A 23,634-nucleotide genomic window follows, 5' to 3' on the forward strand; every position below is an offset into this window, starting at 1 on the left:
TGGCAAGGCCATGGGCGCAGAGGAAATCCATATCCACAGAGCCAATGAGGATACATTGTACCAAGAAACCAAGCAAATAGAAAAAGACGCAAAGAACGAGGTGGAAATTGAAGTCACCCTGCCAGATGGTGAGACCTTTGCGACAGAAGACGAGGCAGAAGGTATTGCTTTTGTGGAGGAGCTTTCTAGTTTAGCAGAAGAAATGGTGGAAAAGCCCAGTGGTGAAGAGGAAATTTTGATTACAACCGCTGAGGGTGATTGCTTTGTAGAAGAAACCACCGAGGAAGCGGAAGCTTTTGTGAATGAACTGGCGGAAGCAGTTGCTGATTTTGTTGAAGAAACTTTAGGGGAGGAAAAAGGGTCTTTGGAAGAAAAAATTCCAGAAGAAGAAACACCAGAAGAAACTGATGAAGTGGCATCTTACGAAGAACCTAACCAAGAAGAATCAACCGAAGAAGTGACAGCTTTGGATGAGCATGCTCAAGAAGAAAAGAAGCTGGGTTTTTTTGCAAAGCTGAAAGCCGGATTAGACAAAACCCGAAAGAACATTATGGGTGGTGTAGATGCTGTTTTAGGCGGCTTCACAAAAATTGATGAGGATTTGTTTGAAGATCTGGAAGAAGCTTTGATTATGGCGGATATTGGTGTGCAAACCACCATGACCATAGTGGAGAATTTGCGTAAGCGTGTAAAAAGAGAACACGCAACGGACCCATCTTTAATCAAAGGAATGCTTGCGGATGAAATCACTGCCATTTTATCGGATGGCATTCAGGAAGAGGAAAGCTTACCCAATCCATCGGTTATGTTGGTAATCGGGGTAAATGGTGTTGGTAAAACCACAACTATTGGTAAGTTAGCAAGCCGTTATAAGGCAGAGGGACGCTCTGTTTTGTTGGCAGCGGCCGATACGTTCCGTGCGGCGGCCATTGACCAGCTTGAAGTTTGGGGCCAACGTTCTAACATTGAGGTCATTAAGCAAGGGGAAAATTCTGATCCTGCAGCAGTGGTTTATGATGCGGTACATGCGGCCAGAAGCCAGAATTGTGACCTATTGATTTGTGATACTGCAGGACGATTGCATAATAAAAAGAATCTCATGGAAGAATTGCGCAAGATTGCAAAGGTTATTGAAAGGGAACATCCCAATGCCCATAAGGAAGTTTATTTGGTATTGGACGCTACCACTGGGCAAAATGCTTTACAGCAGGCAAAAGTATTCCAAGAGGTTGCAGATATCACAGGGATTATTCTCACAAAATTGGATGGTACGGCTAAGGGCGGTATTGTTGTGGCAATCAAAAGTGAGTTGCAAATCCCCGTTCGCTACATTGGTGTTGGGGAAAGTATTCAAGATTTACAGAAATTTGATGCAAGGGAGTTTGCACGGGCGTTATTCGGAGATTAAAAAGCAGTTGTATAAGGAGAAGTTGGAGATTAAGGAGAAGTTTTATGATGGAAAATCAGAAGAAAGTTTCGGAGTATCATTATAAAGAACCGAAAGTAACGGGAAAAAAAAGACCGGTTCATACAACACCTTATGATAAGGAAATTGACAAGCACATGAAAACACTGTTTCCTGACCGTAAGGAACGGGTTTTTTATGAGCAAAGCTCGGAATTTTTACAGATTGATATTCATTTACTAGAGGCACCTACAAAGCAAGATTTTCATGTGCTTTATACCGTAGGGATGAGCGCTTTGCCAATGACATTACCCCCTGATTTGTTGCCCCAATATAAAGATTTGGAGCTAGGAGAGTTAATGCTTTTGCTTCCCGCAGAATGGAGCCTTCCATTACCAGAGGATGGCAAAGTGGATAACCGTTTATGGTGGCCTGTGAATTTGCTGAAGTACTTGTCTCGCTTTCCCCATGAATATAAAACATGGCTCGGCTGGGGTCATACAATTCCTAATTCCGAGGATTATGTTCCATATGACGAAAGTACCAAGCTGTGTGGTGTAATGCTGGGGGCATTGCAAGAAGAAATTAGCCTGCTACGTAGCAAGGATGGGACACAAATTAATTTCTATTCTTTAATTCCCTTGTATAAAGAGGAAATTGAAGGGAAACAGAAGGAAGGTACAGAAGGCTTACTTACGAAGCTTTCAAGTTTAAATGGTTTTGGAATGATTATATTCCCCGATAGACCCAATGTTTACCATAATGAAAAATGAAAGTGAAAAAGGTAGATCATTTTCCGTAATAGTTGATAATCGGCAGACAGTGTGTATTACTGTCTGCCGATTGCCGTTTATGCCAAATGGCTATATACAGAAATTAAGCCGTGACTGAATTATTATATAAATAAGCAAATGATTCAGGTAAAACCTAAGGATATAGAGAAATTTGGTTTTTAGGGATAGGGTTGGATTTCTTTTTGAAGTCCTCATCCTTTGGAAAGCGATAGGGAGAAGCAAAAGAAATGTAAAAATATAACTGTTAATTATTTACATTACTATGGATTTGTATTATGATTAGAATGAGATTTTTCATGGACTTTATATAACCAAAGCGAAAGAGGCGATTCTTATCTCTTCAAAGTAAGTTGGCATGAGGAAATATCAATTATTTTCAAGGAAATACCCAGTTTTAAAAATATAACTAGGAATAAAAACAGCAACTTACTAGGCCAATTAATTGGTAATTTGCTACAAGTTGATGGCTGAATTTTTGAGTTGCTTTTTTCACCCGTTAACCAAAGGTATTACTTTCACTACAAATGCCTTGTGGTTAATAGGGTTGTAGTGTTCCTAATTTTTGGGAGAAGTAACGGCGGAAGAATGACTTAGACATAACTTAAAGTTTTCAAAGATGATTCATTAAGCTTTGCAACCAATCAAAGAAATTCTATTGATTTATTGGAATCATATTTCAACGATATAGTTACAAAGAACATACTAAAATGATAAACCATGGATTTCCTCAATTGCATCTAGAGTCGGCATTGCCCTGTGTTTGCCTATAGGCAGAAACTTGGGTTTTCCATCCGAAACACCAGGACTTCAAGTGAGCTTGGAATGACTAAAATGTCTCTACAATTTTGCCATGATAGTCAAGGAAAAACAGTATGAAATGAGGTATGGTATTCAGTGGAAATGTGGCTATTGTAATACCCAAAGGGGGTCTTACTTTGACAGCATTACTCATGTATATCTACCCACTTCCTATAAAACTGTTGACGGCTTACAACAAAAAATTGATATGGGGTACTTTTGAACTCTTATGTTGATAGGAATGGTTAACAACACATACGAATTAAAACCTAATTGTGGGGCTACAGATGAGCAACATAAAGTGGCTTTGAATATGTGTGTTAACTACTTAAATTTGAGGAGGAAAAAAAATGAGTGGTACAGAACTTGAAAGCAAGAATAATACGGATTGTAATGAATTAGTAGAAACACCGGAATTATCACCAAATAGCCAAATTGATGTTTCTGTAAAGCCTAAGAAAAGCAAGATTCTTCTTGTTTCTGCTATATTAGGAACATTATATTTGGTATATTTAATTTCATATTTTATGGGTAGTATAGCATCAGCTGACCAAACAGAAGCCCTTGCAGGGGGAATTGCCACTATGCTAGTAATGCCTCACATGCTGTGTGTTGGTCTAGCTACTATTTTCACTTGGATTGGTTGGGTAGCAAGAGCAAGATGGGGTGCGTTAGTAGCAGGAATTTTATACTCAGTTTCCATTCTATTAATGTTCATCTACGCACCTTTCGTAATCGTTCAACTGATATTAAGTTTTGTAGGGTTTGCAAAAATGAAAAAAGTTTAATACCCTTGGTTTAATAAGTACTTAAAAAAGATACCATTTATGTCTAATAGATTTACTATCATGCCATTTAAGTCTAAGAGAGGCCTTTTTGAGAAAAATGTTATTTGTTTGCAAATAAAAAAATATTGACTAGAAAAATGCACCATAACAATAGTTATGGTGCATTTTCATGTATTTAGCTTGTTTTTCTTAATTTGTCCATATAATTTTAATTCGAATTTAACTTTTATTTTCATTGCCATTTCGCAAATTCCTTCTAAGTCCTTTTGGTTCCAGAGATACTTTTTCATTGTGGACCAATCTTGAGATTCCCACTGGTGCCACATTTTTTTCTCCCGTGCAAACCTCACAATGGCATTGGGATGAGTATTCTTCCGGCTCGCTGTATGTGGTGATTACCCCTTCAAAGTTACGAAGGATAACCTTATTCTCCGCCCTCGATATAACATAACTTGGCATAACGGGTATTTTGCCGCCCCCGCCAGGCGCATCAATTACAAAAGTAGGAACTGCAAAGCCTGAGGTGTGGCCTCTTAAGCCTTCGACAATTTCGATTCCTTTGGAGACTTTTGTGCGAAAATGCTTGATTCCCATGGAGAGATCACACTGGTAGATATAGTACGGCCTTACTCTGATTTTCACAAGTTCATGCATTAACTTTTTCATCACATGAAGACAATCATTGACCCCTCTTAAAAGCACCGCCTGGTTTCCTAAGGGAATTCCTACATTTGCCAATAATTCACAAGCTTTTTTTGACTCGGGTGTAATTTCATTGGGGTGATTAAAATGGGTGTTGATCCAAAGGGGATGGTATTTTTTCAACATCTCTGCCAACCTTGGTGTAATTCTTTGGGGCATTACAACAGGAACACGAGTACCAATTCGAATGACCTCTACGTGGGGGATGTTTCGTAATTTTTTAATAATGAGCTCTAAATTATTATCAGACAACAGAAGGGGGTCTCCTCCTGAAATAAGTACATCACGAATGATTGGATTTTTTCCAATATACTCAATTGCTTTATCAATTTGCGACATTGGCAAACAGCAGTCATTTTGCCCTGCGAATCTTCTTCTTGTACAGTGCCTACAATACATTGCACATTTATCGGTGATTAAAAGAAGAACCCGATCAGGATACCTATGGGTTAAACCAGGAACAGGGGAGTCTCCTTCTTCATGGAGAGGGTCTTCTAAATCACAATCAGATTTTTCTAGTTCGTAGGAAGTGGGAATTGCCTGTTTTCTGATTGGATCGTCAGGGTTATCGGGATCAATTAAGGAAAGGTAATAAGGGGTAATTGCCATCCTTAAGGAATTTAGACACTTTCTGATTCCCTGCTCCTCTTCCTGGGTAAGATGTAGATGGGCTTTTAGCTCATCCACCGTTTCAATTCTGTTTTGCATTTGCCAAGTCCAACTGGACCAATCTTTTGAGCTTACATACCCAAATAATCGTCTTCTCTTTGTTTGTATCTCCTCTAGCATCATGACCTCACTCATAGAAAACCTCCTTTTTATATACACACTTTTTTAGAGTGGTTTAAACCACAAATTCATGTCCTCTAAGCCACCGCCAATGTGGGTGTTCTGTATTAAAGTACCGCCATAATCGTATCCATTTTTTCCAAAGGTACAGTTCATACCAATAGAGACTGCACGAGCTATGGTATAGGCTGTTTTTATTCCTCGCTTTGTCATTTCCTTTTCCATATGCATCAGAAGAATATGGGAAAGTTTTTGACTTCTGTGGTCGGGAAGAATTGCAAAGTCCGTCATTTCCACATTTTTGTCTTCAACGCTCATTTCGCAGGAGGAAAGGGCAATCAGTTGATGATCTTTCCAAATACCGAAATAAACAATGTTTTCTCTCATGGTTTTTTTAATGTACTCCACATCAAATACGGGAAAAGGGTAACTCTCAAAAACACTAGAGTACAAAGCAGCCATATCCTCAGCGTCAGAGGGTGTGGCTTCTCGTAATAAACAGCCCTCTGGAAGGCTTACTTTAACCAAAGGGGCAAATTCCTTTTTTGATTGAGCATATTTTATTATTTTTTCATTTTGTTCTTGATTTAGGGGTGTGCTTCTGCGCTTATCTAAGAATTTTGCCATAAAAACACAGCCCTCCGAATTATCATAAAACTTATTTACAAATCCTTCGGCAATATAGTTTTTCGTGGAAAAAAAAATTTCGTATTTTTTTGGTATTTTTACAAAGATTTTAGTATAAGTATGTTGTTTTGCCAAAGAATCCAGCTCATCTAAGATCTGTGGCATATCTTTTGGTGCAAGGTGCATTAAGTAAATACGGTTATTCTTATGTCCATGCTGGATGCAAGAATCTCCTAAATTAGTTACTTTATCAAACATGTAAACCTCCTACGTTCACTTCAAATTCAAAACTGACAACTTTATTATATCACCGAGGTTGCTAGTTGTAAATTATTTTTTTTCTACAAATTTCTTAATATGAAACAGCAATAAAAAAATGCAGTTTAAAATACTAGAAAGGTACATTTGTCTTCCTTGACACATAAATCCTATATGTTAAAATGGAGTCAGTAGCACCATATATACGAAAGAGGGATAAATTTGGAAAAGGTATTAGCAAGCAATAAAGTTCCACGCTATATTAAAATAGCCGTTGATATAGCCAACAGAATTGATAGTATGGAGTTTGTGGAGGGTGATAAATTAAAAGGACGGTCTACGTTGGCAAGTGAATATAATGTGTCTCCGGAAACAATTAGAAGGTCCGCATCTCTTTTAGAGGATATGGATGTCATTAAAGTATCCGAGAAAAGTGGCATTTTTATTACATCATCAAAGCAAGCAAGGGTATTTATTGATAAATTCTCTGCAAAAAATGATTTACATGAAACAAGAGATTTATTAAAAAGGCTGCGATTCGAAAAAGCAAACTTGGAAAAACAAATTGATGAAAATTTGGATTCTCTTTTGGAATATACCTTGGGTCAAAAAAAAGTGAACTTAGGCGCTAGCTATGAATTGTCTATTCCAAGGGGGAGCCATGTTGTTGGAAAAACAACAAATGAGCTGAAGTTCTGGTACAATACTGGGGCAACCATAACTGCCGTCAAACGAGGCACGGAGTTATTTATTTCCCCTGGTCCTCATATGAGTTTTTTGCCAAATGATATTGTTTATTTTGTATGTGCAGAAGAGCATTTTCAAAGAGTAAAGGATTTTATTGCTCATGAGGATAGTATATAAGGGATTTGTATAGTGTTCTTTAAGGAGTAGTACACATTCTAAAGTAATCCTAACTACAATATCCGCTTCATTTAAGGGTATTGGATTCGTATGAACTAAAATTATAATTTTCGAAAGTATAACGCCCATCCTAAAAGTATATTAGAATGGGCGTTTATTTATGTATTTATTTTGCTTCTTCGTTGATAATCAGGGCGATCATTTCCATATCCTCATCGGTATTATTTTCGATGGAGTGCCACTGACCTACTTCAATGAGACAGACGTCCCCAGGATGGACTGTTGTTTTGGAACCGTCGTTGTCAATAAAAGTACCTTCACCTTTGATGATTGCGTAAGGTTCTGTGTTCCCAACGTGCTGATGCCAGCCAATGCTACTGTGAGGTTTTAAAATAACACGAGCATACATACCGCAGTGTCCTAATAATTCTTCTTTTTCTAAGAAGTGGTGGATTTCTACGGTGCCTTTGCCATCTCTCAAACCTTCAACTGTTACGACTCTCGCTTTTCTTACCATAAATTATATTCTCCTCTCTTTTTATGAAAGAGTTCATTCTTCAACACCTTTTAAATCAAAAATAGGGGTGTAATCAGAAGTTGCTGAACTCCTTTGTTGTATAAAACCGTTTTTTAGTCCGATTTTTAAAAAATATTCTGTAACCTTTTCGTATTCAAAGGTAGTAAGCTTACGGGAAAGTGCTTTGACTGTATTTGCCCGATGCATGGGCGTATACTGGCTGAGGAGGGAGACATAAGTTTCTGTTCCCAAAGACTCCTTTACCCAGTTAAGTATTTTATAACTGTCCCGATAATGGGAGGGCAGTATAAGATGACGCAAAATCAATCCTTTTTTCATAATCCCGTTTGTATCAAAAATATCCTCTGGTACCTGTCGTCTCATCTCAAGGATGGCTTGGGCAGCAATGTTAGAATAGTTTGGAGCGGCGGAATATGCCCTTGCTATTTCTTCATCCCAGTATTTAAAATCAGGAAGGTAAACATCCACCAACCCATCTAATAGGTGAAGCCCCTCAATAGATTCATATCCATTTGAGTTGTAAACAACGGGGATTGTAAGGCCCATGTCTTTGGCAATACCCAACGCTACAGCAATTTGGGGGATGAAGTGAGTTGGAGAAACTAAGTTGATATTATGCAGTCCCTTAAGTTGTTGCTCCATAAAAATTTTGGCCAAACGCTCAATAGTAATTTCTTTGCCAAAACCGTCCTCGCTAATTTGGTGGTTTTGACAGAAGACACAGCGAAGATTACAATGGGAAAAGAAAACAGTTCCAGAACCTTTTGTACCACTGATGGGTGGTTCTTCCCATAAATGCGTGCTAACCAAGGCTACTTTTGGCAGAATAAAAGCATGACAAAAGCCACGACCTTTGGTACGATCTATATGGCATTGTCTGGGGCAGACGTTACAAGAGGTTAAAGCCGTATTTTGTTGTTCCATATGTAAAACCTGCCTTCCAGTTACCCCTACTAAATCACGTTAAATATCAACGGAAGATTTTTTTATTTTCTATATGATACCATGATTAGAAACAGTTTCATATAGAAAAATGAAAAGTCTTGTGTTAAAATGCAGTTGTAAGTCGAAAGAAGAAGATGAAAAAGGGGGCAGGATAATGAAAGAATACAAAGTTGCAATGCAGGAAAACCATGTGGTGTCAAAAGTGGTTTGCAATTGTTGTGGTAAAGAGATACCCCTAGTTAGCGACGGAGTATGGGAAGAATATTTCCATGCTGAGAAATCTTGGGGTTATTTCTCCAAGGAAGATGGACGACAAGACTCCTTTGATTTATGCCAAGGTTGTTATGAAAAGATTGTTGAAAGCTTTAAAATTAAATTAAACTAATTGGGGAGAAATCCCCTTACATACATTTCTGCCCCTTTGCCCCCTAAGGGGCTTTTTTTTGAGTTAAATTTGGTTAAATGAAAATCCCCAACCTTAGGTCGGGGACATTTTGTGTAAGCCAAAATTATCTGCATCCGCAATTGTTATTGCATCCACAGTTGTTGTTACAGTTGTTGTTGCAGTTGTTATTGCAGTTGTTGTTGCATCCGCAGTTATTGTTGTCTACCTCGCAATTAGGAGAGCCGAACCACCGCAAGGAACAGTAGCTATTCATTGTACAATAAATATAAATCAATAGACTTCGTTTCCTTGAAGAATACAACCTTTTCGATTAGATTTGAAGCGGCTAGAATCTTGTTTTCCATGGCTGTATCACTTTCTAAAATATCAATTACCGATTGAATGTGATAAGCAAATTTTTCGTAATCAATAGGATGCTCTATGGACTGTTTTGCCAGCTCGTCTTTCAAGGAAGAGATTTCACTTTCGATGGTCATTTTATTTTGACGGTACTCTTCCAAGGAATCTATTTCCGCAAGAAAGGCTTCCTTTGCCTTTGCAAGTCTTTTCTGTGCCTTGCTTAACATCATGGATAGCATGGCAGTATTGTCGTGGCCTGATGCCGTTCGCTTTATATTGATTTTTTGTCCTTCCAGTAAAGTGGAGTCTTCCACAGTGGTTTTTAACAAGGATAAAACGGACTGTTCTATAACGGGTACAGTCACGTAATGTGAAGTAGGGCATAATCCATTGCGATAGCCTTTACACTGAAAGAAAAATCCATTCGTACGGTTTATTACAAGTATACTTTCGCAATCAGAACAACGAACTAAACCACTAAGCCAGTGGGTTCGATGAAAAAGAGCATAGTCATTTCTTGGACGTGCTTTGACTACTTCTTTAAATTTCTTGTTTGCTTCATCCCAAGTTTCCTCGTCTAAGATAGGTTTGAAATTGCTTTTTGATATTATAGTTTCACCAGGAGCGGGGTGCCAACGGGCATATCCTTTGTATGCAGGATTTTGAATAATATAGTCAATATGGCGTTGAGCAAAAGGATTACCAGTATGTAAACGGAATCCATTTTGATTCAACCGCTTTGCAATTAGGGAAGAAGAAACTCCTTTTAAAAAATCTGAAAAAATGCTTTTCACTACTTCCGCTTCTTGAGGATGAATAGCTAATGTTCCTTTTTCGGAGCGGTACCCAAAAGGTGGCCTTGTTTGCCATCCACCAAGCTGTGCCTTTTTGGTCATACCTTTTTTTACTTCCTCAGCTAAGTTGAGGGAGTAGTATTCAGCCATGGCCTCAAGCATAGATTCATAAATAACGGCGAACTTGTCATCTTGGGGGATGGGTTCCTTTACGGAAATAACCTTTACCCCATCTTTTTTTAGTAAGGCTTTGTATAGAACAGCATCCTCTTTATTTCTGGCGAAGCGGTCATATTTATGGACAATAATATATTTTATTTTATTCTGCTTTTTTCTTGCTTGGCGAATCATCTCCTGGAAAGCGGGACGGTTCCCAGCTTCTTTACCAGAAATACCTTCTTCCATAAAGATAAACTCGTCAGGAAGCAAGTAGCGGTTTTTTAAACAAAACTCCCTTATATCGTCTAACTGAGCTGAGGGAGAATAGTCTGTTTGGTCGTTCGTGGAAACACGGACATATGCAGCGGCAATTTGCATAAAAAAAGACCTCCTTTATTTTTTTGTATGGCAAATAAAGCGGTCTTATGATACAATTAGCTTGCTAGGGCGGATTGTACCACGGTATGACCGCTTGCCCTCACTTCGTTGGTAGCGGAGTGGGGGGTTTTTTATTTAAAATGAATTTGGTATTGATTGCATATTCAATGAACGCATTTAGAACAAGGTGTTAATCCCATTGCAAGGGCTTCATCCAATGTACTAGAAAAATAATTGCCACCGTTGCAAGTGCTATCATAATGATACTTCTTGCCTGTGCGGGTGATATAGACAGTTTTACCCTTTTCATCTGCAGAGTCAGCAGGGGTATTTGTAGTTGTTGTAGTTTGTTTCTCTGCAATATTGGATTGGGTTGCATCTAATTCAGAGATAACAACTGTTTGAGTTGTAGCATCCCAGCTTACATTGCAGTTTAGATTCTCTGCAATAAATCTTGCTGGAACCATGGTTCTACCATCGATAATTTGAGGCGGTACGTCTAGGGTGTAGGAATTGCCATTCACTACAGCGGTAGATTGGTTTAATACCAATTCTATATTTGTAGTGCCACGTATAGCGGTTATAGTTTTAGTAGAACTATCCCAGGAAACTGTTGCGCCTAAACTTTCAAAAATGTGTCGAACGGGAACCAAGGTACGCCCATTCGCAATAACCGGTGATGTATCTGATTGCAAATTATTTCCATTAATCGTAATGTTAGCAGCAAAAGCATTTGTCGATATCAATGCAGTTGCCAAGGTTGTTGCAATAAGTTTTTTCCATTTCACAGTAACGTCACTCCTTAATTGACAATATTTTCATAATACTTATAATGTAATTAAGGGTACTTTAAAATTTCTCTGTGCTCTTGCTTTCCTCTACAGTATTCGCAGTACTGTGGGGGATTTTTTTATTTATCTGTAAGATATTCTAATAGTTGCTTCAAAGCAAGTATATGAGAAGTGCCTACTCTTTTGACAATTTCATCAGCAATTTTATCATCATATACATGAAATGTTAGGTTTCTGTCATTTAATATTTGAATCCAAGTATCTTGGTCATCAATGATTTTATAGGAAGATGCTTCCCTCATAACTGTTTTGGGACTGTTTAGTTCCATAAAGCCCTGTTCAGCTAAATACTCTCTTGTTGTTTTCCATGCAAGCTCTGTACATAATTTAAATCGATGGATAGCACCATCCCGTACGGTGGTACTTTTGGTAGTGTTATATTCGGCCAGAGCTTCTTCAAGACGTTCAACAGATTTTTTGAAGTTCTCAATTCTGTGTTCAAAGTTGCTCATAATGAAATACACCGTCCTTTTTGATATTTTGGATTAACGCTATATCGATAGTATTGTTGATGTATAATTACACGAGTTTATCTTGGAAGGAAAATCCAAGGTCATTAAATTCAATGCGATAATCATTTCCTTCATAAATCAATCCATACTTTACTTTGAAAACTGCTAAAGACTCAAGTAAAAATTCATAGGAAAGAGAAAGATACTCGGCTATGTCAAATAAATCATAGTAACCCATTCTAAATGCTCTGGCTAAATCTTCGGGGGAAATTAGATAATTTACGGCCATTTTCCGAGCTTGATTTTCTTGTTTTTGATTATATGAATTTGACTGATCTAAAATGTTGCCTACAGTGGTGTAGTAATGAGCCAATTCTTCGGCTAGAATACAAGCCTTTTCCGATTGACGCATATCTTTTTTAATTGCTATAAAGTTACCAATACATAACCCTTTTAATTCTGAATCAAATTCTGTCTCTAATAACTTTAAGTTTTCTTTTGAGACAACATCTAAAAGTTTTTCGTACTTTGTCATTCATCACCTCTAAGAGATCACATCTGATTTTTCAATTTCATAAGTCTTTCTAAATCTTTTTGTACTAAAGCCATCTGTTCTTCGGAGGGATTGTCCAAATGAGCAGCGATTGGCATTAGGTGGTCGTACTCCAAGGAAGCATCTTCAACAGTGGTTTTAGTTGTTTCTGCCTGAGTGGATGGTTCGACTTTGCTTCTCTCGTATTCTTTTTCTAAAACCATATTAACCATTTCTTTACCAGAGTCGTTAAGACTGCGGTATTTTTTGATAATTCCTATTTCAGGTATAGAGAAAGAGTTAAATTGAAGTTCTCGCATCTCGTCCTGAAACAAAAAGTTAGCATCCACATTTAACGCATCAATAATAGCTCCTATTGTAGAGGCATCGGGCTCTCTGTTTTTTTCATATCCTGCTACCGTTGTTTTGGCAACACCTATTAATTTTCCTAGCTGTTCCTGTGTTAGTCCTTTGTTTAAGCGAGCTTCTTTTATTCTGTCGTTTAAAGACATAAGGACACCTCCTTTTGTGATTATCATACAATACCAATATTAGTGTGTCAATACAAAAGTACGAGTTTTGAAAACTTTTTTTATTGAAACATATTGACAAGTACGAGTTATGAGTATATAATTGCGTCATAAGTTCGAGAAATGCGTACTTGAAAGAGGTGAGATTATGAATGTGGTTGATTACAATGCAACAATTCCTAAAAATGTATTTCGCATTATAAAAGAAGCTGGTATGAAGCAATGTGCAGTTGCAGAAAAAGCGGGTTACACAAAGCAACAATTTAACGACATGCTAAATGGCAGACGAGTAATCAAGGCAAAAGATATATTAGCGTTATCACATGCACTTGGAGTATCGCCAAATGATTTGTTTATGGAACATGAAAAGCAGAAAGAAAAAGATGCCAGTTAGGCGTGATAGAAAAAATGGCTGAACAAAATAGGGAGGGGATTAAATATGTCAAAGGATGAACTACTTCAAAAGTATTACGACATGGAAATGAACAATGTATTTGCATACAGTGCCAATTATCTTATGAGCAGCCCCAAGAAAGGTTATGAAAGAGAATGGTGTGAGGCAAAAGAAAGAGCTGACGCATTGCTTGAATTGATGAACGCATAGGACAATTCTTGTAAAACATAGCATTTAACAGGAGGTGAAAGGAATGAAAAAACAGCCAGAATTACTTAAAGGCAGGGTTTATGTTCATAAAGGTGGGGAGAAAGTTGAATTTTCTTCTTTGTCAAAGGAAGAGCAGGTAAAAGTTTTTACGGATGCGGATAGGCGTTATGCAGAACAGTGGGCCGCAAGGAATGGGTTAGAAGTGGAAAGCATTGAGCCAATTAAAAATACTGAAACTGCTTAAACGGGCGAAAGCCCTATGAAGCGGACAAGCTTTATAAGAAAGGATGATTTTATGAAAGCAACAGGTGTAGTTAGGAAGCTAGACGAACTTGGAAGAATTGTTCTACCCATGGAAATTAGACGAAATCTTGGCATCAAGGTCGGGGACCCCATGGAGATTTTTACAACAGAGGATGGGATTGTAATAAAACGTTACGATGCAGTGGATGATGTTCTCTCCGTTGCACAAAGGCTAACAGAAATGCTTGATAATGAGAAGAATCCTGAATATAAAAAGGAAATTCTTGATAAGGTAGGGGCCTATGTTGAAGCGGCGAAAAAAGAGATTAGAAAAAAGGAGAAACTATGCAAGGGAGTAGCAAGGTAAGTATTTTACAGGGTGATAGACGGTACTGCTATTTGACGGGTGCGGTAGGCTATTTGCATAAGCACCATATTTATTTTGGAACTGGATTGCGGAAGATTTCGGACAAGCATGGCTTTTGGGTTTTGCTAACACCAGAATTACATAACATGAGCGAAAATGGCGTACATGGTAAGAATGGCCATGAGTTGGATTTGAAATTAAAGCAGGAGTGCCAACGGGTATTTGAACGTGAGCATACCCGTGAGGAATTTATGAGTATTATTGGAAGGAACTATTTATAGGGGGAATTATGAAGAAAATACGGTCGGAAGAAACCAAACCGCCTAAACCTTCGGCCAAAGATAATATGACTCGTCCAAAAGCTGAGGGAATTGGATTAAAGGTTGGTACAAAAGTAAGGCAATACATAGCTAGTTCGAATGAGAAAAAAGAAAGCAAATCCACAGTTAGAGAAGGTACGGTTGTGGAATTGTGGAAATATGGCTTTGTTGTGCAGCTTAATACCCACAAGACGTTCTTTCGCTATAACCTTTTACGGGGGAGAGAAATTGGGGAACGGGTTGAGATATTGAAAGGTAGGGCGAGTAGGTGAGGAAAGAAGAAAGCCTTTGTTTTTCCTGCAGGAATGATACCAAGAAATGCAATGCATTGTTTTATGGCAAGTTATTAGCGGAAATTATTCAAATGAACGATATTATTGTTTGTTCTGGCTATGTGCCACACAAGAAAGGGGCGGAGCATGGATATAGAAAAAGAGGAGGTAGAAAAGGTTGAGATAATTTGTGAAATGGCAAGGAAAAAGGATGAGCGTTTTAAGCGGAGAGAAAAGCGTAAATTTAGAGAATACATACTTTTTGAAATATGCAAGATGGTATTCTTGCTGTTTGTCGGGATTGTAGCAATAGCGGTGGTTGTTCCGTTTTCGGAAGCGGCACCTGCAGAAGCACTTTTGTTTTATGAGTGTGTCACCGTTGGTGGTATTCTTGTAGCGGTTAGTTTTTGGCTGGACAAGCCAAGGAGGAAAAAATGAGGAATTTATGCAATAAAAAAGGCACTGGGAAACCCAGCACCACAACCAAATTGATTATAGCATAAATTTTTTTCGGAAACAAGGGGATTTGAATATAGGAGGTTGTTATGAGTAAATTCGATGTTTGCCCAATTTGCGGAGCAGCTTTGGATCATGGGGAAACCTGTGATTGTGAAAAGGAAGAAAAAACGAATAAATAAAAAAAGTGCCCCTCTCTTGCTGTAACAGGAGTGGGGCAAGGTTTTAGATAAAAGGACAAGTGAATTAGCGAGGTGAGATTCAAATGAAATTTTCTAAAATAGCAACACTGGCAAAAAGAAATAAGACTGCAATATTAATGTTGGACGAGGATGGACAACAATGGCTAAGTACAGGAAGTGCTGCCTACCGGTTGGAAAATATGCCTATATTGGATGAGGACACTGTTTTAACTGTAATGGGAGTATCCGATGACAGCAGAGAGAAATGGTTCACAAAATGTGAAGATGAACCTGCCCGAATTATAAAAAATGATTTGCCGGATGAAGAGGAGATAACAGCAGATGATGCGGGTATTTCTGTAATTTATGCAGGAAGTTTGTTGACACCCATTTATACGTTAAGCGGCGTAATATGGCTTGATACCGAGTTATTGGCGCCTACTGTGAAAAAAGAAGAAGCGTATAAACGCTATTTCATTAGAAACACGGGCAAAAGAAGAGCAGTAGCGGTAAAGGATGGGATGGTGCTTTCCGCTGTGATAATGGAGTACATACCAGAGAGTACCTCTTTATTTGAGGCTGTAGATACACTAGCCGACAGGTGCAGAGTTGAGGCAAAGAGAACCATTGCGGAAGAATGTAGCTATCAAGATGAATGATAAGAAAAGAGCCCCTCTCCTATTGGCGTAGGAAAGGGGCAAGGTTTTAGATAAAACCCAAGATATAGTACTTATATTATACAACAATTCAGATGTATTCACAAGTATTTTGGGTTGCTCTCTATCAAAAAGCCTGTTTCTAAAACCTTGAGATTTGGGGGCAAAAAGCCCCTTAGCTCCTCGATAATGAGATTAACATTAGGGCCATGGTTTATAGAGAAAGGGGTAAGGCAATGCCAAGATATAGAAAACACATATGGGCAGGGGACGTATACGAGTGTGAGGAATATTTCTCTCCAAAAGCCATTGGGAAAAAACATAACAGAGGACAAAATGAACTTTTAACTTCCGAGGAACAGAAACAGCGGAATTTGAAAATAGCACGTAGAAAACTATCAAGATTGATTAATACCAATTTTAAAGCGGGAGATTTGTTTGTTACCCTAACATACCGAGAACGATTAACGCTTGATGAAATTAAAAGAGAATTTCGGAATTTTTTAAGTTGCATGAGAAGGTGGAGAAAGAAAAAGGGGCTTTCAGCAATAAAGTATATCGTGGTAACGGAAAGGGAAGACAAGAGGGAACACCATCATCTTTTAATAAATGCCATGGATATAACCTTGAAAGAGCTGTCAAAGCTGTGGGGATTGGGGAGGGTGATGATTTCCCAATTAGAACCAGGTGGAGACTACACAGGATTGGCCAGATACATAACAAAGGAAAATGTAAAAGAGTACGAAAAAAGATGGTCCACCAGTAAAAATTTGAAGCCACCAAAAGTTATTGTGAAAAAATTGAAGTCTGTGAAACCAAAAAAACGGTCACAGGCACCCAAGGGGTATGTGGTAGTAGAAAGCAGTGAGTATTTTTCTGAGGACATAGGGGTAATTCGATATTTAAAGGCTATTAGAATAGGCGGTGAGGATTATGGAGCAGGAAAAGAAAAAAACGAATTGTGAAAAATGCTTGTGCCGGCTATGCTTCGATATGAATCGGGTACCTGCATGAATTGCATAAGATGCAAGGAAAACGGTGGAGCAAATAAGGTGTGGTGTTTGGTGGATTGCATGTTAATCGAAAATTTGTTGGATGGTTGAGTTTAAAAAAGCCACTCAGAAGAGTGACTTTGTGAAGGCGTGGTTATCCATCATTGGGTTCTGTATTTTTATTTAGCGATTTGCGTACCAAAATTGAGCTTATGGCATCGCTCAATAAATTTAAGTCGGCCGCCAATGTTTCTAACTCCTCCTCTGAAAGACACTCGGATATTTTACAAGCAAGCATTGTGATTGCTACAACATCGGGACAGTTTTCCATGAAATCACCTCGATGCAATATATGAAAAAGAAAGCTGAAATAAAACAAAGACGGAGGCTATTTTTACGAATGGTGATAGGAGAAATATCTGTTGTGCTTATTGTAGTCATAAAACAAAATGCAAAATCTGTGTTTAAATAATCCACAACGTTGTAGACAAGCTAAAGTAGAGGTGGTGGGAAATAAAAAAGACATAGACTTGAAATTGTAAATTTGTAGGGAGGTATTTATGAACAAAGTTATTTTGATGGGCAGGTTTACAAAAGACCCAGAAGTACGTTATTCCCAAGGATCGGAACCGTTGGCCGTTGCTAGATACACCCTAGCTGTGAATCGGAGATTTAAGCGAAAAGGCGAACCAGATGCGGATTTTATTAATTGTGTAGCATTCGCTAGGGCTGGGGAGTTTGCAGAGAGACACTTCAAAAAAGGACAGATGGTTAGCGTTGTTGGAAGATTGCAAGTACGTTCCTGGGACGATAACGAGGGTAAAAAACACTGGTCTACGGACGTAATCATTGAAGAACAATACTTTGCAGAAAGTAAAGGAAGCGGAACGAAGGAAAGCCAATCAAAAGATAATCAACAACAAGAAACACCAGACGGGTTTTATCCCATAGATGGAACGATAGAGGATGATGATTTACCGTTCTAAAATTATTGTATGAAAAAAGGAGCCGAAGCTCCTTAGTCATCCCCACGAAGTAAGTTTTCAGCATAATCCTTTAGGCTTGCAAAGGAATTAACGCCATTTGCACGGGTGCTGATTTGTTCTTGTACATACTCAGGAAGTTTGTCAAAGTATTTTTTCGCTGTTGTATCGTCTTTAAATAGTTCATACATGTCAGGATATTTTTTCATAATATCACCTCTGGTTTTATAAGTCTTGTAGTTCTGCAGCGGGCATGTTGTTTTCGATGTTGTCCCTTGCAAGGTCCGTGTCGATTATGGGGTAAGATTTAGAAATTGGGATTTCGATTACTCCATCTACGACAGGTCGTTTTTTATCTTCATCCATATTTTTCACCTCAGACTTAGGATGTCCAGAGAAAGTGATATTATGTTAAATCATTTATTATAACGGCTTAAGACTTTATGGGGTTTCGGAAAAATTTTAAAGGAGATAATTGAATGAAAATATTATATGGCGAAAGTTTAATTGGAAAGAAGTATGAGTACGGCAGTGAGATTGAAATGCTGCAAAAAGCTAATGAACTTAAAAAGTTGGGCTATGCAGTTAAAAGAGCTGTGGGGCGTGGTAGATATATGTTCCCATTGTACATTGTTATAGTAATTGGATATAAGGAGTGATGCCGTTGGGGAAGGATAGAGATTTAAAGCTAGAAAAGTATAATATTTCTGAAAACCGCTATCGAGAGTTAAAATATTTTTGTAGGCAATATCGAGAAAAACAATCACAGCTTCGGGCAATAACAGAACTTTCTTCTCCCAAATTTGATAGTGCGGGCGGAGGAAACAAAACCTCTGATAGAACGGCAGATACAGCAATAAGGCGGACACAGTTACAAAGGGATATTGAGATCATTGAACATGCTGCCATTGAAGCGGATAGAGAGATTTCCCGGTACATAATTAGCAATGTGACAGATGGCATTGCATACGAGTATTTAGGAGTGCCAGCGAGTAAAACTAATTTTTATTTGAAGCGTAGAAAGTTCTTTTGGGTGCTGGATAGAAAGAAGCTTGGAACTTAGGGTACGTATTTTCATGTTATTATGGTACTGTTGATTTTTGTACAACATTTTCTATTTATAATTAGGTAGAAATTTCCATTTTTCTGGTGTATTATAAAGAAGGAGGTGTATGAATTGAAACGTGATATTTTTCTTACGATTATACTTGTCTTAGGATTGTTTTTAATACCTCCTGAAATTGGAGGCGTCTGGAAAAGGCATAGTATTGTTGATGTAGAGGGAAAGGAAAGCAGACTATATGATCTTTGCGATTATGCATATCGGCAGGATATTGAAATTTTCAATGAGGACGATCCCATTCTAGATGTTTATTTGGGTGAAATTGTTGGGATGGATGTTGAAACATGGCAAAGTCTAGAGATTGAGAGGGAAGCTCCTGTTTATATTTTCAATAGACGTGATGTGCGTCCACTCAAGTTAGCAAGTAGAAATAGGCCAGTACTCTATCACTATGAGATATATGAGCTGGACGAAACTTATTATCTTAAAGCGGTTTATTTAGGAAGCCATAAAATAGATAATGTGAAAGAATACTTTGCCCGATACAAGTATACAAACCTTACAAAAGAGGCGATAGATTCAATGAACGAGCGTGTAGAACCATATTCACCGTAACTATATTGAGAAATGAAAGCGGCGGTGAAGAATTAATTGGCGTTAGGGGTGGTAAGATGCTGAAAAGGTCGTATGCAAGAGCGTGTATTGTGATGCTAAGCACTAATCTTCTAATTGTTCTGGCTTTGGCTTTTTTAGAACAGTATCCTGTGTTAGGAATCATACTGGTTTGCATAGCTGTGATTTTATTTTCTTGTGTTACATTTATCCAGTGTGCTTTTCTTAGGTGTTTAAATTGCAGAAAGTATATTGTACCACTCCGATGGTCAAGTAATAAAACGATTTATTGCCCTAAGTGTGGCAAGCCGTTTGAGTATGATAAATAGATATATGATTAAGGATATGTGGAGGTGGGAACATGCTGAAAAGGTCATATGCAAGAGTAAGTATTATGTTGAATATTGTGGCTTTAGCTATTTTTATAATTTTGTTTTTTATGCCTAGTAACAATACTCTGTGGCAATGCTGCATTTGGATAGCATGGAGTATGGTTGTTATTTCACTAGTTATCAGGTTTAAATACTTTAAATGTCCGAGTTGTGGAAAAGGGGATGCTATGCCCCAATGGTTAAAGAGCGGAAACAAACATTGCAAAAAGTGTGGCAAACCATTTGAGTACGATAGATAGATATGTGATTAAAGATATCTGGGGGTGGGAATGTGCTGAAAAGGTCATATGCTAGAGTATATATCGTGATGAGTTCTATAGCTTTTGGTATGTTTGTAATTATTTCTTTAATGAACCGTAGAACTGCATTATGGGAATTTCTTTTGTGGACAGACTCAGGACTATGGGCTGCTTCGTTTATCATTAGACTAAAGTATCTTAGATGCCCATATTGCAGAAAGTTAACTGTTGAGCCGCAGTGGTTAAAGAGTGGGACACGAGAGTGCAGTAATTGCTACAAATTGTTTGAATACGATAAGTAGATAAGTGATTAAGGAGCCTAGGGGGTGGCAACATGCTGAAAAGGTGGTACACAAGTGCATACATTGTAACTGAGGTGCAGACCTCGTGAAGTGAGATTTAGTCTCCTAGAAAATTATCCATGAATCCTGAGAATCTTAATGTTCTTGGGATTTTTTATTTAGATGAAAGGAGGTGGTACATATGAGAATTTGTCTTATGGCAGCACTATTCATGATTGGTGCAAGGTTAGAAATGCCTTGGTATTATCGGCTGGTAATCATGACGGATATTTCTGTATTGATTGCAAAGGGGATTTATTCTGCAAAAAATAAGTGGGATACATAATGGGTTGTCAAAGGTGGCGGTAGCGTGGCCCATCCAAAGAGGTATAAAGAAAAAAGATGGATTCATTTAAGGCTTGCGGTATTGAAGCGGGATAAGTTCCAATGTCAAGAGTGTAAGCGTAAAGGGGAAACGACAGATGCCGATACAGTACATCACTGTGACCCTGATGCATTAGATTTATTTTATGATATGGGTAATCTTATAAGCTTGTGTAATGCTTGCCATAATTCAATGCATGATAGAATTACAGATGAATTAACGGAGCGGGGCAAGAAGTGGTTGTTACGGTTAAGGCGTGGACAGATTCCTAGAATAAAAATTTTATAGCCCCCCTACCTACGAAACTTTTTAAAAGTGTATCTGGAGAACGGGGGGAGGAGGGTGTTCTCTCTCCAACTACATTGGTCAAAATAAAAAGGCTGATTCAGAAAGGCGGTGATGGTATGGCGAAGTACGAAAAGTGGATTTGTGAGGATGGGTTATTGCAGATTTCGGCGTGGGCAAGAGACGGATTATCCGAAAAAGATATTGCGAAAAACATGGGGATAGCTTACTCTACTTTCAACGATTGGAAAAAAAGATTTTCGGAACTTTCGGAAGCCCTAAAAAAGAGCAAGGCAATTGCAGACGTTATTGTGGAAAATGCCTTATACCAAAATGCTACTGGATACAGCTACATAGAACAGGTTTCGGCCACAAAAAAAGAAGTATTTTACAAAGACGGAAAACGAGAAAAGGAAATTGTGACTCCCATTACTTTAGACCTCATACGTCATAAGCCCCCTGAAACAACAGCACAAATTTACTGGTTGAAAAATCGTAAGCCTGTTGAATGGCGAGATAAAAGAGAACCGCCGCAAGATGATAACCAGACCAATCCACTGCAAGGGCTTTTCGCAGAGATAGAGCGGCGCAAATCCGAAAGTAGGGATGGCTAGTGTTGAAAATTTCGGCTGACAACGAAATAGTTAATAAGTATGTCGGGGATATATTAAGCGGCAAAAAACATGCCTGTAAAGAAATGGTACAATCTTGCCAAAGATATGTTGCTGACTTGGAAAGCGGAAAGTTTGAATTCAAACCGAGAGAAGCAGACGAGATTATCGCTATAATTGAAAGCACCTTTGCACTAACAGGGGGAGAAGACAAGGATGGAAAACCATTTAGGGGGAAACCGCTCATATTGCAACCATGGCAAAAATTTGTAGTATATAATCTTTTTGGATTTTACAAGCCCAAAACCGACATAAGACGGTTTACAGAAGGGCTTATTTTTATACCAAAAAAGAATGGCAAAACACCATTTGCCGCCGCCCTTGCATGGGCTTTCGGGCTGAAATATGCAGCAAGCGAAAGCAAAATACTTCTTACAAGCTTTACGCAAATGCAGTCAATGATGAGTTTTGATTTTATTCGGGACAATCTCGATATGATGAAACTTGTAAGAAAAAAACGAAGTGGTCCCGAGCCGTTTGTTGTCACAGATAACAACATGGAGCATAGCATTTCAGGAGAATTTGCTGGTGGCAAAATTGTAATACAAGCCTTTAGTGGTGACCCAAAAGATGGGCTGAATGGTAACTTCGTTATAGCTGATGAAATTCACCAGTACAGAAATGATGAACAGTATACTTATTACCAAAGGGCGATGAAAGCGTATAGAAATAAGCTCATGCTGGCCATTACAACAGCAGGGGAGGACACCAATAGTTTTTGCTACAGGAGGTTGAAAACATGTCAAAAGATTCTTGAGGGAGAAATAAAAGATGATAGCTATTTTGTATTCATAGCAAAGGCTGACCAAAACGAAGATGGGAGCGTAGATTATACAAATCCCATAGAACATGAAAAGGCTAACCCCTCCTATGGGGTTACCATCGTACCTGAGGAAATGCTAAGAGAAGCACATATTTCAGCAAATGAAAAAGGCTCTTTAATGGGTTTTCTTGCTAAGGAATTGAATATTTATATGCCTAGTCTTAAGGTGTATTTCTCTAAGGATAAGTTTATCGAAAGTGACGGTTCCTATAATTGGACACTTGAAGAATTGGCGAAACTGCCTATCTTTTGGTATGGCGGTGTTGACCTTTCTAAAATTAAAGACCTTACAGCGGCGGTTTTATATGGCCACTACAACGGTGTTGACATAATTGTCCCTCATGCGTGGTTTCCGATTACCAGGGCTTACGAGAAAGCGAAGCAGGATGGCATAGACCTTTTTGGCTGGCAGGATGATGGGTTTCTGGATATGTGTAACTCAAACACCATACAGCAGGCGGATATCGTGAAATGGTTTGTCGGTATGCGAAACATGGGTTTCAAAATCAAAGATATACGGTATGACCGTACCTTTGGTGAGGAATTCATAGAGTCCATGAAAGCAGAAAAATTCAAAGTAACGGATCAGCCACAGTTATACAAAAAGACAACCAAAGGCTTTCAGCGGATTGACAGGATGTCCGAGGAAAATAAGCTGTATTATATGCACAGTGAAGCCTATGAATATTGTATTGGAAATGTTTTAGCACAAGAAAAAACAGGTGGCTATATGGAATTCAGTAAAATTGCAGAAAACTTGAGAATAGATATTTTTGCCGCCTCTGTGTTTGCGGCGGTTGGGATGTTGGAAAACAATACAAAGTTAATGGAACAGAAAAGACAATTAGGAGTGTGATAA

35 protein-coding genes are annotated in these 23,634 nt (G+C 38.3%); 23 read left to right on the top strand and 12 right to left on the bottom strand.

The window, feature by feature from the left end; genetic code table 11:
* The first annotated feature begins 466 nt into the window (after positions 1-466).
* From ftsY to RBQ60_RS04800, 3 genes are all read left to right on the top strand, one after another.
* Entirely contained in the window at positions 467-1,408 is a 942-nt protein-coding gene (gene ftsY, locus RBQ60_RS15410) for a signal recognition particle-docking protein FtsY (RefSeq protein WP_442871382.1), read from the top strand.
* Positions 1,409-1,452: 44 nt separating this feature from the next.
* Positions 1,453-2,178, top strand: coding sequence for a suppressor of fused domain protein (locus RBQ60_RS04795; protein WP_307885431.1), 726 nt, complete (start codon positions 1,453-1,455; stop codon positions 2,176-2,178).
* A 1,169-nt stretch (positions 2,179-3,347) separates the two neighbouring features.
* Positions 3,348-3,785: a hypothetical protein gene (locus tag RBQ60_RS04800; RefSeq protein WP_307885432.1), complete on the top strand. Its 438-nt coding sequence runs from the start codon at positions 3,348-3,350 to the stop codon at positions 3,783-3,785.
* 219 nt (positions 3,786-4,004) lie between these two features.
* On the opposite strand, the gene ablA is transcribed toward RBQ60_RS04800, so the two are convergent.
* A complete protein-coding gene (ablA, locus tag RBQ60_RS04805; protein ID WP_307885433.1) occupies positions 4,005-5,291 on the bottom strand; it encodes a lysine 2,3-aminomutase in 1,287 nt (428 codons plus the stop codon).
* 30 nt (positions 5,292-5,321) lie between these two features.
* Positions 5,322-6,161, bottom strand: coding sequence for a putative beta-lysine N-acetyltransferase (gene ablB, locus RBQ60_RS04810; protein WP_307885434.1), 840 nt, complete (start codon positions 6,159-6,161; stop codon positions 5,322-5,324).
* A gap of 222 nt (positions 6,162-6,383) precedes the next feature.
* Between ablB and RBQ60_RS04815 the strand changes: the two genes are divergently transcribed.
* Positions 6,384-7,025, top strand: a complete 642-nt coding sequence (locus RBQ60_RS04815) for a TrkA C-terminal domain-containing protein (protein WP_307885435.1) — start codon at positions 6,384-6,386, stop codon at positions 7,023-7,025.
* A 166-nt stretch (positions 7,026-7,191) separates the two neighbouring features.
* Here RBQ60_RS04815 and RBQ60_RS04820 read toward each other — a convergent pair whose 3' ends face one another.
* Both RBQ60_RS04820 and RBQ60_RS04825 read right to left on the bottom strand, forming a co-directional pair.
* Positions 7,192-7,542, bottom strand: coding sequence for a cupin domain-containing protein (locus RBQ60_RS04820; protein ID WP_307885436.1), 351 nt, complete (start codon positions 7,540-7,542; stop codon positions 7,192-7,194).
* Between the two features lie 33 nt (positions 7,543-7,575).
* Entirely contained in the window at positions 7,576-8,487 is a 912-nt protein-coding gene (locus RBQ60_RS04825) for a radical SAM protein (protein WP_307885437.1), read from the bottom strand.
* A gap of 175 nt (positions 8,488-8,662) precedes the next feature.
* Here RBQ60_RS04825 and RBQ60_RS04830 point away from each other — a divergent pair, with 175 nt between their 5' ends.
* Positions 8,663-8,893, top strand: a complete 231-nt coding sequence (locus RBQ60_RS04830; RefSeq protein WP_307885438.1) for a hypothetical protein — start codon at positions 8,663-8,665, stop codon at positions 8,891-8,893.
* Between the two features lie 266 nt (positions 8,894-9,159).
* Here the strand turns inward: RBQ60_RS04830 and RBQ60_RS04835 are convergent, their stop codons facing one another.
* The 5 genes from RBQ60_RS04835 to RBQ60_RS04855 form a co-directional block, all read right to left on the bottom strand.
* Positions 9,160-10,584 carry a recombinase family protein gene (locus RBQ60_RS04835; protein ID WP_307885439.1) on the bottom strand — a complete coding sequence of 475 codons (1,425 nt, stop codon included), beginning with the start codon at positions 10,582-10,584 and terminating at the stop codon, positions 9,160-9,162.
* A 164-nt stretch (positions 10,585-10,748) separates the two neighbouring features.
* Complete coding sequence (locus tag RBQ60_RS04840; protein ID WP_307885440.1) at positions 10,749-11,372, bottom strand: copper amine oxidase N-terminal domain-containing protein; 624 nt, start codon at positions 11,370-11,372, stop codon at positions 10,749-10,751.
* 122 nt (positions 11,373-11,494) lie between these two features.
* Positions 11,495-11,887, bottom strand: coding sequence for an HI0074 family nucleotidyltransferase substrate-binding subunit (locus tag RBQ60_RS04845; RefSeq protein ID WP_307885441.1), 393 nt, complete (start codon positions 11,885-11,887; stop codon positions 11,495-11,497).
* 67 nt (positions 11,888-11,954) lie between these two features.
* Positions 11,955-12,422: an ImmA/IrrE family metallo-endopeptidase gene (locus tag RBQ60_RS04850; protein ID WP_307885442.1), complete on the bottom strand. Its 468-nt coding sequence runs from the start codon at positions 12,420-12,422 to the stop codon at positions 11,955-11,957.
* A gap of 17 nt (positions 12,423-12,439) precedes the next feature.
* Complete coding sequence (locus tag RBQ60_RS04855; RefSeq protein ID WP_307885443.1) at positions 12,440-12,931, bottom strand: helix-turn-helix domain-containing protein; 492 nt, start codon at positions 12,929-12,931, stop codon at positions 12,440-12,442.
* A 166-nt stretch (positions 12,932-13,097) separates the two neighbouring features.
* On the opposite strand from RBQ60_RS04855, the gene RBQ60_RS04860 reads away from it, so the two are divergent.
* The 10 genes from RBQ60_RS04860 (at position 13,098) to RBQ60_RS04905 (ending at position 17,014) form a co-directional block, all read left to right on the top strand.
* Positions 13,098-13,343 (top strand): helix-turn-helix domain-containing protein, encoded by a 246-nt coding sequence (locus RBQ60_RS04860; protein ID WP_307885444.1) that lies wholly within the window; start codon positions 13,098-13,100, stop codon positions 13,341-13,343.
* Positions 13,344-13,388: 45 nt separating this feature from the next.
* Complete coding sequence (locus tag RBQ60_RS04865; protein ID WP_307885445.1) at positions 13,389-13,553, top strand: hypothetical protein; 165 nt, start codon at positions 13,389-13,391, stop codon at positions 13,551-13,553.
* Positions 13,554-13,596: 43 nt separating this feature from the next.
* Positions 13,597-13,797, top strand: coding sequence for a hypothetical protein (locus RBQ60_RS04870; protein WP_307885446.1), 201 nt, complete (start codon positions 13,597-13,599; stop codon positions 13,795-13,797).
* A 51-nt stretch (positions 13,798-13,848) separates the two neighbouring features.
* Entirely contained in the window at positions 13,849-14,163 is a 315-nt protein-coding gene (locus RBQ60_RS04875) for an AbrB/MazE/SpoVT family DNA-binding domain-containing protein (RefSeq protein WP_307885447.1), read from the top strand.
* Positions 14,142-14,444, top strand: coding sequence for a hypothetical protein (locus RBQ60_RS04880; protein ID WP_307885448.1), 303 nt, complete (start codon positions 14,142-14,144; stop codon positions 14,442-14,444). Before RBQ60_RS04875 ends, RBQ60_RS04880 begins: the two co-directional genes overlap by 22 nt.
* A gap of 8 nt (positions 14,445-14,452) precedes the next feature.
* Positions 14,453-14,755 (top strand): hypothetical protein, encoded by a 303-nt coding sequence (locus tag RBQ60_RS04885; protein WP_307885449.1) that lies wholly within the window; start codon positions 14,453-14,455, stop codon positions 14,753-14,755.
* A complete protein-coding gene (locus RBQ60_RS04890; RefSeq protein WP_307885450.1) occupies positions 14,752-14,937 on the top strand; it encodes a hypothetical protein in 186 nt (61 codons plus the stop codon). Before RBQ60_RS04885 ends, RBQ60_RS04890 begins: the two co-directional genes overlap by 4 nt.
* On the top strand, positions 14,903-15,193 hold the full coding sequence (locus RBQ60_RS04895) for a hypothetical protein (RefSeq protein ID WP_307885451.1): 291 nt from the start codon (positions 14,903-14,905) through the stop codon (positions 15,191-15,193). The genes RBQ60_RS04890 and RBQ60_RS04895 overlap by 35 nt, the downstream gene beginning before the upstream one ends.
* Positions 15,194-15,476: 283 nt before the next feature.
* The gene (locus RBQ60_RS04900) at positions 15,477-16,052 is read left to right on the top strand and encodes a hypothetical protein (protein ID WP_307885452.1); all 576 of its coding nucleotides are present in this window, start codon (positions 15,477-15,479) and stop codon (positions 16,050-16,052) included.
* 233 nt (positions 16,053-16,285) lie between these two features.
* The gene (locus tag RBQ60_RS04905; RefSeq protein ID WP_307885453.1) at positions 16,286-17,014 is read left to right on the top strand and encodes a rolling circle replication-associated protein; all 729 of its coding nucleotides are present in this window, start codon (positions 16,286-16,288) and stop codon (positions 17,012-17,014) included.
* Positions 17,015-17,195: 181 nt separating this feature from the next.
* On the opposite strand, the gene RBQ60_RS04910 is transcribed toward RBQ60_RS04905, so the two are convergent.
* A complete protein-coding gene (locus RBQ60_RS04910) occupies positions 17,196-17,372 on the bottom strand; it encodes a DUF6774 domain-containing protein (protein WP_307885454.1) in 177 nt (58 codons plus the stop codon).
* 229 nt (positions 17,373-17,601) lie between these two features.
* On the opposite strand from RBQ60_RS04910, the gene RBQ60_RS04915 reads away from it, so the two are divergent.
* Positions 17,602-18,027 (top strand): single-stranded DNA-binding protein, encoded by a 426-nt coding sequence (locus RBQ60_RS04915; protein WP_307885455.1) that lies wholly within the window; start codon positions 17,602-17,604, stop codon positions 18,025-18,027.
* Positions 18,028-18,059: 32 nt separating this feature from the next.
* On the opposite strand, the gene RBQ60_RS04920 is transcribed toward RBQ60_RS04915, so the two are convergent.
* Both RBQ60_RS04920 and RBQ60_RS04925 read right to left on the bottom strand, forming a co-directional pair.
* Positions 18,060-18,233, bottom strand: a complete 174-nt coding sequence (locus tag RBQ60_RS04920) for a hypothetical protein (protein ID WP_307885456.1) — start codon at positions 18,231-18,233, stop codon at positions 18,060-18,062.
* Positions 18,234-18,249: 16 nt separating this feature from the next.
* Positions 18,250-18,390, bottom strand: a complete 141-nt coding sequence (locus RBQ60_RS04925) for a hypothetical protein (RefSeq protein ID WP_307885457.1) — start codon at positions 18,388-18,390, stop codon at positions 18,250-18,252.
* 113 nt (positions 18,391-18,503) lie between these two features.
* Here RBQ60_RS04925 and RBQ60_RS04930 point away from each other — a divergent pair, with 113 nt between their 5' ends.
* The 7 genes from RBQ60_RS04930 (at position 18,504) to RBQ60_RS04960 (ending at position 23,631) form a co-directional block, all read left to right on the top strand.
* Positions 18,504-18,683 (top strand): hypothetical protein, encoded by a 180-nt coding sequence (locus RBQ60_RS04930; RefSeq protein ID WP_307885458.1) that lies wholly within the window; start codon positions 18,504-18,506, stop codon positions 18,681-18,683.
* Positions 18,684-18,688: 5 nt separating this feature from the next.
* On the top strand, positions 18,689-19,087 hold the full coding sequence (locus RBQ60_RS04935) for a hypothetical protein (protein WP_307885459.1): 399 nt from the start codon (positions 18,689-18,691) through the stop codon (positions 19,085-19,087).
* A gap of 114 nt (positions 19,088-19,201) precedes the next feature.
* Positions 19,202-19,702, top strand: a complete 501-nt coding sequence (locus RBQ60_RS04940) for a hypothetical protein (RefSeq protein ID WP_307885460.1) — start codon at positions 19,202-19,204, stop codon at positions 19,700-19,702.
* Between the two features lie 1,111 nt (positions 19,703-20,813).
* Positions 20,814-20,957, top strand: coding sequence for a hypothetical protein (locus RBQ60_RS04945; RefSeq protein ID WP_307885461.1), 144 nt, complete (start codon positions 20,814-20,816; stop codon positions 20,955-20,957).
* 24 nt (positions 20,958-20,981) lie between these two features.
* On the top strand, positions 20,982-21,284 hold the full coding sequence (locus RBQ60_RS04950) for an HNH endonuclease (RefSeq protein ID WP_307885462.1): 303 nt from the start codon (positions 20,982-20,984) through the stop codon (positions 21,282-21,284).
* 116 nt (positions 21,285-21,400) lie between these two features.
* Positions 21,401-21,895, top strand: coding sequence for a helix-turn-helix domain-containing protein (locus RBQ60_RS04955; RefSeq protein ID WP_307885463.1), 495 nt, complete (start codon positions 21,401-21,403; stop codon positions 21,893-21,895).
* Positions 21,895-23,631 (top strand): terminase large subunit, encoded by a 1,737-nt coding sequence (locus RBQ60_RS04960; RefSeq protein ID WP_307885464.1) that lies wholly within the window; start codon positions 21,895-21,897, stop codon positions 23,629-23,631. The genes RBQ60_RS04955 and RBQ60_RS04960 overlap by 1 nt, the downstream gene beginning before the upstream one ends.
* Positions 23,632-23,634: the final 3 nt, after the last annotated feature.

The organism is Anaerotignum sp. MB30-C6, assembly GCF_030908465.1.
Taxonomy (GTDB): Bacteria; Bacillota; Clostridia; order Lachnospirales; family Anaerotignaceae; genus Chakrabartyella.